The organism is Paenibacillus lignilyticus (assembly GCF_017942085.1).
Classification (GTDB): domain Bacteria; phylum Bacillota; class Bacilli; order Paenibacillales; family Paenibacillaceae; genus Paenibacillus_Z; species Paenibacillus_Z lignilyticus.
Window position 1 is genome coordinate 1 of sequence record NZ_JAGKSP010000038.1, and the last position, 11,870, is coordinate 11,870.

At 49.9% G+C, this 11,870-nt stretch carries 8 protein-coding genes, 1 rRNA gene and 1 pseudogene; 1 reads left to right on the forward strand and 9 read right to left on the reverse strand.

What is annotated here, in order from left to right:
* Positions 1-310: ribosomal RNA gene (locus tag I8J30_RS32005) — 16S ribosomal RNA — on the reverse strand; the annotation flags it as partial.
* A 400-nt stretch (positions 311-710) separates the two neighbouring features.
* On the reverse strand, positions 711-1,943 hold the full coding sequence (locus I8J30_RS32010; RefSeq protein ID WP_210664401.1) for an aminopeptidase: 1,233 nt from the start codon (positions 1,941-1,943) through the stop codon (positions 711-713).
* Between the two features lie 82 nt (positions 1,944-2,025).
* Between I8J30_RS32010 and I8J30_RS32015 the strand changes: the two are divergent.
* A pseudogene (locus I8J30_RS32015) lies at positions 2,026-2,399 on the forward strand (DUF2975 domain-containing protein); the annotation flags it as partial.
* A gap of 93 nt (positions 2,400-2,492) precedes the next feature.
* Here I8J30_RS32015 and I8J30_RS32020 read toward each other — a convergent pair.
* From I8J30_RS32020 to I8J30_RS32050, 7 genes are all read right to left on the reverse strand, one after another.
* Entirely contained in the window at positions 2,493-3,380 is an 888-nt protein-coding gene (locus I8J30_RS32020) for a carbohydrate ABC transporter permease (protein WP_210664402.1), read from the reverse strand.
* A gap of 14 nt (positions 3,381-3,394) precedes the next feature.
* Positions 3,395-4,285, reverse strand: a complete 891-nt coding sequence (locus tag I8J30_RS32025) for an ABC transporter permease (protein ID WP_210664403.1) — start codon at positions 4,283-4,285, stop codon at positions 3,395-3,397.
* Between the two features lie 92 nt (positions 4,286-4,377).
* Positions 4,378-6,093 carry an extracellular solute-binding protein gene (locus I8J30_RS32030; RefSeq protein WP_210664404.1) on the reverse strand — a complete coding sequence of 572 codons (1,716 nt, stop codon included), beginning with the start codon at positions 6,091-6,093 and terminating at the stop codon, positions 4,378-4,380.
* 127 nt (positions 6,094-6,220) lie between these two features.
* Positions 6,221-7,291: a response regulator transcription factor gene (locus I8J30_RS32035; protein WP_210664405.1), complete on the reverse strand. Its 1,071-nt coding sequence runs from the start codon at positions 7,289-7,291 to the stop codon at positions 6,221-6,223.
* On the reverse strand, positions 7,288-9,084 hold the full coding sequence (locus tag I8J30_RS34140; RefSeq protein ID WP_210664406.1) for a sensor histidine kinase: 1,797 nt from the start codon (positions 9,082-9,084) through the stop codon (positions 7,288-7,290). The genes I8J30_RS32035 and I8J30_RS34140 overlap by 4 nt, the downstream gene beginning before the upstream one ends.
* Before the next feature lie 246 nt (positions 9,085-9,330).
* A complete protein-coding gene (locus I8J30_RS32045; RefSeq protein ID WP_210664407.1) occupies positions 9,331-10,593 on the reverse strand; it encodes an MFS transporter in 1,263 nt (420 codons plus the stop codon).
* A gap of 298 nt (positions 10,594-10,891) precedes the next feature.
* The gene (locus tag I8J30_RS32050; protein WP_210664408.1) at positions 10,892-11,857 is read right to left on the reverse strand and encodes an aldo/keto reductase; all 966 of its coding nucleotides are present in this window, start codon (positions 11,855-11,857) and stop codon (positions 10,892-10,894) included.
* Positions 11,858-11,870: the final 13 nt, after the last annotated feature.

Consider the following 11,870-nt stretch of genomic DNA (forward strand, 5'->3'; position numbering starts at 1 on the left):
GATCACCCTCTCAGGTCGGCTATGCATCGTCGCCTTGGTGAGCCGTTACCCCACCAACTAGCTAATGCACCGCAGGCCCATCTGTAAGTGACAGCTTGCGCCGTCTTTCCCAATTCAGCCATGCAGCTGAATTGCATATCCGGTATTAGCATTCGTTTCCGAATGTTATCCCGGTCTTACAGGCAGGTTGCCTACGTGTTACTCACCCGTCCGCCGCTAAGCTATCCCCGAAGGAATAACTCCGCTCGACTTGCATGTATTAGGCACGCCGCCAGCGTTCGTCCTGAGCCAGGATCAAACTCTCCATAAAAGTGGTCCGAGGACCGTTTATGAATTCGCTTGTTAGCTCATTCAAAATACTAGCTTGCAGAACGTTAATTCTGCGATTTATGACCATTTGACTGGTCGCTCATTGTTCAGTTTTCAAAGAACAAATACTTGGTTTATTTCCTTCCGGCTCATGACCGGAATTAGATCATACCATGTTTCGAAACATGATTGCAAGCTTTATTTTTCAGCTTGTTTTCGTTTCGATCACCGCATCCAAGTTGATGTCTCGGAGGCAGAAATAGAATATACCATGGACTACTAGCATATTGCAACTGTTTTTTGAATTTTATTATCCGGCTACTAGAATCGCTGCCTTCCTCCCTATACATCAAAGGACCACCCCCGCTTCTATCTACGGGAATGGTCCGAGTTACTATCTATTAGTACGCCCAGTTCCCTTGGCGGAATACAGCTTCTATAGAACCGTCCGGCAATTCCCCGTCAATATCGAGCGACGCGCAGCCAATCATAAAGTCTACGTGTGTCAGACTTACGTTAGCGCCCCGCTCCAGAAGTTCGTCACCGGTGAGTTTCGTGCCTCCTTCCAGATTCACAGGATAAGCGCTTCCGAGAGCAAAGTGACAGGAAGCATTCTCATCGATGCCCGTATTATAGAAGACTCTGTTCAAATTCGATATCGGGGAATCATGCGGCACTAAGGCCAGCTCGCCGAGGTAGGATGCCCCTTCATCCGTCTCCAGCAGCGAGGTTAAATGCTCGCGGCCGGACTCTGCATCATAGGCGACCACTTTGCCGCCCTTGAACGTAAACGTAATCCCTTCCACAAGTCTGCCGTTCAAATTGAGCGGAAAGGTACTCCTTACCGTTCCGTTCACGCCGGTACGATGCGGCATGCTGTACACTTCTTCCGTCGGCATATTCGCCACGAAATAGATGCCTTTATCATTCTCACCGCCTCCGCCGCGCCAAATATGGCCCTCAGGCAGCTCCACGCGCAAATCCGTTCCCGGCGCACGATAATGAAGACTCTTATATCGTTTAGCGTTCAGCAGATCCTGCCTTGTCTTCAAATGCTGAATATGCTCGCGCCAAGCGGCGATCGGATCCTCTTGATTCACGCGCACCATTGCGAAGATCGCTTCCCACATCGCATCCACGCGCTGCTCTTCCGGAAGGTCGGCAAACACTTTGTTAGCCCAGGCAGCGGTCGGCGCTTTGATCAACGACCAACTGATTTTGCTATTGCGTGTGTATGAGGAATATTCCTTACGTGCGATTGCCGCTGACTTGACCGCCGCCGATACTTTAGAAGAATCGATACCTTGGAACAGGTCCGGATTAGGCACTTTAATATGCAGGATCGCCCCGCCCTCTTCGGCAAACCGTACCATACTATCTGCCAGCCACTGCGGATAATAATCGAAGGAGTCATCCGATGCCTTCTCATAGCGGGCGCGAGTAACCACATCGTCATCCCACTCCACAATGACGAATTTAGCTCCCGCTTCATACGCTTTCGCTACAATTAACCGAGTGAGTTCAGCCGTTTCGATGGGAGCATGTACAATCAGCACTTGCCCGACTTGAACATTCACCCCAACTCTGACAACCAATTCCGCATATTTGTTCAACATCCATTCAAATGACTTCATTCGCACGATTCCCTTCTATCTTTCATAGTACAGCTTGACTATCCCTCTATTTTACCCAATTAAAAACGAAAACGAAAACGAAGTGGCGAATGTCGCAGCAGACCAGTATCCAACGATTGCCCCCATGAAATATCTCATTTTCATCGTGATGTATGGAGCGGCAATGCCTTTTTACTTTGCTCTCTATCAGGCTTTCAAGCTCTTGCGGTACATTGATAAGAACATAGCGTTCTCGGAGTTATCTGTAAAAGCGTTAAAGAACATCAAGCACTGTGCGCTTACAATCAGCGGTTTATATGTATTAGGTATGCCTCTCTTTCGTTTTATAGCGAAGAAAGCGGACCCTCCCGTTGGATTATTGGGGCTCCTCGTCATTTCGCTTCGCTCGTGATCGCTGTTTTTGCTGCTATCCTCCAACGGCTTCTACAAGAAGCGATTCACATAAAATCAGAAAATGATTTGACGGTCTGAGCCATAGCCATCCTTTTGCCGTTCCATAGCACAAAAGAAGAACCCCACCTCACGGCAGGGTTCTTCTTTGTTCTGCCCTTACTCCTTCACGGCGCCAAGCATAATACCGGATACGAAGTATTTTTGCAGGAACGGATACACGATCAGCATCGGCACCATAGCGATAAACACCTTAGCCGAGTTCAGCGTCCGGTTAGACAGCTCCGAAAGCTTCTTATATTGCTCCGGAGTCAGGCTGGTACCGACGGGAATGTTGACGACCAGCTGCTGAATATAGGTTTGGAGCGGATATTTGGCAGCCGTATTCATCAGCACCAAGCCGTTAAAGAACTCGTTCCAGTGATACACGGCAAGGAACAACGCCACTGCCGCAAGCACAGGAATCGAACACGGGATATATACCCGAAACAGTACGGACCACGGACCGGCACCGTCTACTACGGCCGCCTCATTGAGCTCCTTCGGCAGATTCCGGAAGAAGTTCATGATCAGGATGACGTCGAATACCGGCACGCCTCCGCCCAGCACCAACGCCCAGATCGTATCGATCATATGATAGTTTTGAATCGTGAGGTACCAAGGGATCAATCCTCCGTTGAACAGCATACAGAAGACAAGGATCCACATGAAGGTATTGCGCATTTTAAAATCTCTCTTTGGCCGAGCCAGCGGGTAAGCCATCAGAACAGTCAACAGCAAAGAGAACGATGTGCCGAGAACGGTACGCTGGATGGAAATCCAGAACGCGTTAAAGAATAGGCTGTCGTTGATAATTTCCTTATACGGCGCCAAGGAGAAACCGATCGGATAAATGGTAACCAAGCCTGCATTAGCGGCGGACTTGATGGAGATCGATACACAGAACGTGTACCATAGCGGATAAATACAGCTTACAAGCAGAATACCGAGGACGATAATATTGGCAATTTCAAACGTCCGCGAGCCTAACGTTGTATTTCTAACCAATGCAGCGTCCTCCTTTAGAATACCGTGTAATCGGCATAGCGATAAGCCAGACGATAGGATATGAAAATCAGTACAAAGCTAATGACCGACTTGAACAACCCGGCAGCCGTCGCCAGCGAGAACTGAAGATTTTGCAAGCCCAGCCGGTACACCCATGTGTCTAATATATCTCCGGTAGAAAATACGAGCGGGTTATACAGGTTATACACTTGATCGAAGCCGGCGTTCAGAACGTTGCCTAAACTGAGCACGCCCAGCAAAACAACCGTGGTCGACAACGCAGGAAGCGTGACGTGCCTGATCATCTGCCAGCGATTAGCGCCGTCAATGGCAGCCGCCTCGTACAGATTGAGATTAATGCCTGTCAGTGCCGCAAGAAAGATAATCGCGTTATAACCGAATTCCTTCCACACGTCGCTTCCGATGACGATCTGCCGGAAAATGCCCGCATCCGCCATAAATAGTTTTGGATCATGGCCAAACATGCCGATAACCGTATTGATAACGCCATAATAGCCGAAAATCCCAATGACAATCGTGGACATAATAACCCATGACAGAAAGTGCGGCAGGTAAACAACGGTCTGAACCAGCTTTTTGTAACGCAAGCTGCGAAGTTCATTTAGCAGAATGGCGAAGATAAGCGGCACAAGCAGATTAAGCACGATTTTGCCGACCGCGATGATCAGGGTATTGACGATAACCGTCTTGCTGTCATTGAGCTGAAACATATATTTGAAGTTCTCCAGCCCGACCCACTCGGATTTGAACAGCCCCGCTCCCGGATTATAATTCTGAAATGCCATCAGAATGCCGAACATCGGCACAATGCTGAACATCACAAGCCAGACCATACCCGGCAGCAGCATCAAATAATAGTGCTTCTGATGGCCCATTTTTCTCATCCCGACTAACCTCCCTCTCCCTATCCCGGCAGGATAGTAAAGCTTGCGAAAAGCACCTCAATCGGAAGTGCCTTCCGCAAGCATCTGCATGATTACTTCTTCAAGAGTTTCGTGACCTCAGCTGTGATCTCGTCTCCGCCTTGAGACTTCCAATCGCTCACAAATTTGTCGAAGGAGTCGATGGACGCTTGGCCAAGGATGATTTTCATGACCGTCTCATCTTCCATCTTCTTCAGATTCGCCCATTTCGTTTCCATGGTCGGCGTCTGGTTGTAAGTTACGCTATAGACCTTCTTATCAATCGGAACCGTTGTGAACGGACGATCGCCAATTAAGAGGGAATATAAACGCTGGAAATCGCCGAAGTTCGTCGTGTTGAAGTTGCTGACATTCAAATCATCGTAAGGAGGCTTCACGACGTCTTTCACTTTCTTGGCATCCGCATACATCAGTTTGTACAAGCTGTTCGGCTTATTGTAATCCTCAGGATTCGTCTCGCCCTTGAGCACTTTCAGAAGCTCGGTGTACTCGTATTCCGTCTCGTTGGCCGCAGCCATAACGTTGCGGAGCGGATACCAGCCTACGCTGACGGACAAATCGAAGGTCGATTCATCGCGCACAAGCGCATTATTCATGATCATAATCGCCTTTACGACATCCGGCTTAGCGTTCTTACTAATAACGGTGTAGGTGCTGCCGGTCGTCTTCATGTGCGAATTCCACTTGTTGTCGTCGGTGTAGACCGGATAGGCCTGCCAGTTCGCAGTCGGATCATTCTTGAAGGAATCCCCGTTGCCGTAGCCGCCATTCCACCATGGACCGAAGAAAATCCCCGTCTGGTTGGCATTGATCGGATCGCCTACGTTGTCGCGTGTGCCCACTTCGGGATCAATGAGTCCTTTTTTGTACCAGTCAGCCAGCAAAGCCAACGTTTTCTTCGTATTGTCCGACGTCGTTCCGTACGAGACCGATCCGTCGCCATTGTCGAGCCAGTAGCCCGGGTAAGCGTCGTTCGCGCCAAAAATCGGATCGAAGCCTCCCATGTTATTGGAGGAAACGAGGAAGGTGGAGTAAGGGAACGAGTTCTTGGAAGGACCGGCGATACCGATCGTTTTGTCTCCGCCAAGCTTATTATCGATGAATGCTTTCGCCGTTTTCTCGATATCAGACAATGTCTTCGGCACAGGCAGCTGCAGTTTATCCAGCCAATCTTTGCGAATCCAGAGTACATGGACGCCGTCCGTATCTACCGTGATGTTCGGAAGGGCTACCATCTTGCCCTCGTAGCTGGCATTCTCGAGCGCACGGCCCCCGGTGCTGGCCATAATCTCCTTCACCTGCGAGGATTGATATTGATTGAAAATATCGGTGATATCATAGAGCAGTCCCGAGCTGGCTGCTTTGGTCATAAAGGAGCGATCGTCGACGACCATACCGTCAGGCAGTTTGCCTGATGCGATCGTCAAGCTGACCTTCTGTTTGAAGTCGTTACCGGTAGCCGCGGTCCAATCGACAATGATATTGATGTTGTACTTTTCCTTCAGATAACGCGTGTACGGGTTGTTGCTTACGCTGTCGCCTTCCGGCAACGTCTTGTCCGTCGGATCCACGACCATGCCGATGTGAACGTCAACAGGCTTGGGAAATTTGGAGAAAGCCAGATCATCACCCGTTAATGCCGGGCTTGCGGAGTTCGAATCCGAATTTGAAGACGCTTTCAAATTGTTCGATGAATCATTGGAAGTACATGCTGTCACAGTGAGACCAAGCAATGCGGTGGAAAGCAACAATGCCATTTTCCTTTTCATCTTATCCCTCCCCTTTGTTTCTTGCCTTCTCATTGTACATGGGAAGCGGAGAAAATAAGTCAGACGGATGTGCCGTGTTTTGCGGTAAATACAAGAGTGGGGTGGGTATTTGTTCGATCGATTGCAATCAATCATCCCCCTTGTGGAACTGGGCTCGGAATTCGGAGGGCAACAGACGCGTCTGTTCATAGAAGAGCTGAGAGAAATACTTGGAATCATTGTAGCCTACGGCATGGGCAACCCACGCGATGGACTGATTGGTTTCGCACAGCAGCCGTTCGGCCGCCCTCATCCGCTCTTGCCTTAAGTAATCATTGAACGTCGAGCCTGTCAGCTTCTTAAAGCATTGGCTAAAATAACTTCGGCTCATATGTACATGATCGGCGACTTCCTCGGCATGCAATGTATTCGAAGCCTGCTCGCGAATGAACAATACAGCCTTTAGAATGCTGGTCGTCGTATTGGTGAAATCAGAGGATGCCGCAACCTGCACATACACGCGTTTCCTGTAATCGCGCAGCCATTCAACCGCCGAACGGACGTCATTGGCATCCGAACGGAGCTCGATGTCCAGCGCGGTAATCGTCTCGATCTGTGAAATGACACGCATGAACATCCCTTCTAAGCGGCGAAAAGAAACCTTGGATTCTATCGTCTGCTTGCATAGGCGCTGAAAGACCGACTCATTGTACAGCCAGTAGTGAGAGCGCCACTCCTGCTCCAGCCCGGACCAACCTTCTTCCTCTTGCGAGCGGGTATTGGACTCGGGAGCAGGAGCCGATAAGACCGGCGGCTTAGCTGCTGCCTGCTGCAACCTTTCGCCGGACATTTGCTGCTGGATGCGTTTCAATATTTGCTCGTCGTCCTCCGACTCTAAGCGCACCTTCGACAGGTAATCGAGCGCTCCCATCCGATAAGCCGTTTGCACATTCTCGAACTCTTCGTGGAAGGATAAGATAACGGAGCGCAGCCCCGGAAATCGTTGTCTTGTGACCTGAAGCAGCTCCATTCCCGACATGACAGGCATCGAGAGATCCACGAACATGAGATCCACCTCATGCTTTTCCATAAACTCCAGCGCTTTCGCGCCGTTCGCCGCTTCTCCGACAACAACCATATCGTGGCTCGACCATGGCATAATCGAAATCAAGCCTTTACGGGCCAGTTTATCATCATCAACGACTAATACTCGGATCAAATCGCTTTCTCCTCTCTGTGCTGAAGATAAGGAAGATCTAATGTAACCGTTGTACCTTGATTCGGCGTACTCTCTATACCCATACGAGCGTTATGGCCATAAAATGATTCCAACATGGATCGCACATAACGAAGCCCAATCCCCCATCCCGTCTGCTGCTGATCCGGCGTGTCACGCTGCAGCAAGGCCAGCGTTTCCCGGCTCAGCCCCTTGCCATCGTCGCGGATCGTGATGTGCACCATCTGTGCCGTTTCATCGGGGGAAATGGAGATTTCCAGCTTGCCGTGATCATCAAGGCCGTGACAGACGGCATTTTCCACGATGGGCTGCAGGATGAACCGCGCAACCGGGCTATCCAGATAGACGCCTTCCTCAATGTCCAGTCCCGCCTCAAAATCATGCCGCATCTGCTGCAGTTCCAAATACGTGCGCATGACCTCAATCTCTGACCGAAAAGTAGCCGATTCCTTAGACTTACCCAAGTTATAATTCAACAAATTAATTAAAGAAGAAACAAATTTCTCAATCTTCGCTTGCTTATGCATCACCGCCAGCCAACGCACCGAATTGAGCGTATTCATCAGGAAATGCGGGTTGATCTGGTAGGCAAGCTTCTCGATCTCAAGCTGATGCCGGCGCTTCTCCTTCTGCTCTACGTCGATAATGAGCTGCTGGATTTGCCGTTTCATAATGTTGAACTGATCGAATATCCGGTCAAACTCATCGATACCCGTACGATATTGACTGGTTCCCATGTATCCCTTACCGAACGTCCTCATTTCCCTCTCAATTAATTGAAAAGGTCCATTAATAAGCCGCCGCAATAACAGCGTAAGCAGAAACATCATCAGTAAGGCAATGGCGAGAATCCAGTACATATGATTCTTCCACGTATAGAGCTCGTGATTGTAGTAAGAGATAGGAAGAAGCAGCGTAATGCCATAGCCGTAATCGCCCGTCATTCGGTTCCACACATAGCCGTCCGCCGAACCCGAATGCCCGGTTAGCATGAGCCGTTGGCCGGCCGCAAAGGCCGTTGAATGGCTGCTATTATAAGTCACCAAACCCGTTGAATCCGTGAAAACCAGCGAATAGGGCATATTCACGCTTTCTGAAAGCGAATTCATATCTGTCGAAATGTCGGTCTTGGCTTCCACGTAAACGACCAATTGCGTGCCGTCCGAGAATTTCACTTCCCGTGTCACGGATACTACCTGATCATCGCTAAACCGGCATAACGATTTATGCGGGGATTGGTATTTCAGCTGTCCCATACCGGAGACATCGGGTAAAGACTGCAGCGTGAAGTCTCCGCGCAGCGGCAGATTCGTCAACGCGGGCTGCCCGGTTTCGGGGTGATAGTACATGACCAGCTCCATCGCCGGATTTGAAAATGTAATTAGTCCGATGTTGTAGGAGATATCCCTAGAGAGAATACGCTGGCTATACGAGTCCTTGGCAGAGAGGTAGGACTCCATCAGGTTGCCCACCGTGCCCTCAGGCGTCATCTGCTGCGTAACCTGAAGCAAGTTATTGTACATTTGGTTCAGCTTGGTTGTTTGCTGGTACAGATCGAAAGCCATGGAAGTCTTGATCTTATCGTGCTGCATCGTGTAAATCGCATTGTAAGAAACGGTTGCCATTAAGATGGCGAAGCCGACTAAGCCAATCGTCAGAAGCATCATAATTCGTTTGCGTAACGAGGAGAAACCGAACCGATTAAGCAGTACATGCATGAAGCTTGTGTTCCTATGAACCGTTCTGGTCGTCTTTATCGAGCGAATGCCGCGCACCTCCGCCACCTCACAACAAGTATGAATCGATATACTGAGCAAAGAATGATATTCGCCAGTAGTCCTGTTTATCCTTCTGTTGAGGAGGACGGCCAAGGAGAGCGTTATTCTACTACCCGAGAAAGGCAAAAACCACATCCCATGGAGGATGTGGTTTAAAATTTGGCGAAGGCGAACCATATCTGTGTTAAAACCTCAATCTGCCGCCAAATATAGAACCCCGTACGTATTGCTGTTGTGTAGAAATTAACTTTTCATCCTTCTACGAAGCAGCATTCCCGTTATCGTAACGGCAATAATGACGATTCCGGCTGCTATTAATAGAACAGCTATTCCGGCAACCCTTTGATCGCTAAAATAGCGGAACAGCCAGGAATGTGCTCCTTCTTCGGCGGCCGGTTGCAAAATCCGGTCGACAAGCGGCCCCATAACAGCGAATGATACGACAGCGGAAGCTAAATGAATTTGGTACAGGAAGGCGAAAACTCTACCTTGTAACGCCGGAGGCACGATCGATTGAAAATGGGAGTTTAACAACGCGTTGGTGGCTGGTAGCGGAATCATGAGCACAAATAACGTTACGCCAAGCCATATCGGCCCCGTTGCCGATACGAAAGCGATAAACATAAGCCCCGTCAGCAGATAACCCGTCATTAACGTTGTAATCCGGCTTCGGAAACCGCTTATCAAGGCTACGATAAGCGCACCTGCGAATGCGCCGGCATTCATGCATGCGAGGACAAACGACACACCCCAACCGATATTCCCCGAAGAACCCGATACGTAGGGAACGACCATATCCAGAGTTCCATTTAACAGAAAGGTGATTACACCAGTATATACGACCAGGCCAATTAATCGATGCCGAAACAGGAATACGATTCCCTCGAAAACGTCCCGAAGAGCTCCTGCAGCTTGAACTTCGTTAAGCTCTTTTCTCGACTCATCCGGCAACCTCACTGACAATAAGAAAACCGCAGATGCGACAAAGGTACATGCGTCGACGAGGGCAATGCCTGTTATCCCAAGCGGATGATAAAGCAGACTTACGCATGCAGGCGCAATAATACCTGCAAGCGGAAATACCATTTCTTTAATTCCGTTAACCCGGTCCCGCTTCTCCTCGCTCGCTAACATAGCCGTTACCGTTTGCGAAGCCGGCGCTTGGAACATGGCGCATATTCCTTGAGAAAAGACGACTACATACAATAACGGCAGACTAAAAAAGCCCATCCAGAAGCTGCACATTAATAATAGGCTCCCGACCGCTTGCCCCGCATCACTTAGCAATAGCACAACCCGTTTCGGAAGCCGGTCCACCCAAATTCCGGCCAGGCTTCCGGCGAGCATGGCCGGAAGTTCGTTAAATAAGGATATCCATAAAATCGGCGTAGTTTGATGCGTTGAATGATAAAGCCAAATCCCAATTGACATGGATGTCATTCGGGTGCCGAGCAACGATAAACCCTCCACGCCCATCAACAAATAAAGCATGCGCAATCCGCTCATCTCCCGTCGTCTCTTCTTACCGATGCCGTATAAGCCATGCACAGCCAAAGAAACCTGCCCGAACGGACAAGTTTGCTCTTACCGTGCACAGACGCCATACCATTCGATTAGTTGAGAGTGAGGAGCAGCATGCTGCAGATTCTCCTTTTTGATCCCGATTCTTACGCTATAATCATACCTCTGAGGATTTGTCCATGTGAATAGACGGCTGTGAAACACAAAAACCACATCCTCATGCGGATGTGGTTTGAATGCAGATGAATTACTTCATATGTGCAGTTATCGTACGCTATATCCCTTAAGCGAAGCGGCTCGCTTCCGGATCCTCCGTATCATAGCCGAAGGCGTCAAGCGCCGGCCATAGCTCCGGAGCAATCGGGAAATTCGCGAGTTCCACCGTCTGAGCGATCCGATCCGGCTTGCTCATGCCGACGACCGTGCTGGTAATTCGCGGGTCGCGAAGCGAGAATTGAAGCGCCGCGGCAGCCAGTGGGACATTATTTTCCTGGCACACTTTGGCGAACGAACGCGCTCTTTCCAATACGATTGGCGAAGCTTCGCTATAGGCATAGCGGGCGTACGCATCCGGACCTTTGGCCAATATGCCGCTGCCATATGGAGCAGCGTTAATGACGGCGACGCCCATACGACTCGCGACTTCAAGCAAAGGTTCGGCGGATCGATTAAGCAGCGTATACCGATTATGGGTCTCTACAGCGCTAAACGCTCCCGTTTCTACGTATTGAATGAGCATATCGATCGGGCCGCCGGATATGCCGATATGATCGATGACTCCTTCTTCTTGAAACTTTTGCAATACCGCTAACGGCCCGCCAGATCCCATGACATTTTCAAAGGTGGTATGTTCAGGATCATGGATATACACGTACTGCAAACGGTTCAGTCCCAATCGTTCAAGACTCTCTTCGACGGAACGTTTGATCTGCTCGCCGCTGAAGTCGCCGGTCGCAAAATCACGGTCGGCTTTGGTAGCCAACACGTAACCTTCCGGAAGTCCGCCATTCGCTTGAACGGCCTTGCCGATCCGCCGCTCGCTCTCACCGAAGCCATAGGATGCAGCCGTATCCAGAAAATTAATCGGGCTTTCAAAAGCGGTACGCAGCGTTATCAACGCTTGTTCTTCCGACGTGCTATATTGAAAGGTCTCCGGCATATCCCCGAGAGGGGCAGCTCCCAGACATAGCGGCGTTACGAGCAGGCCGGTATTGCCAAGCGGCCGTTTGGACAGATACGTGTTCAACATGGTTTAGACCTCG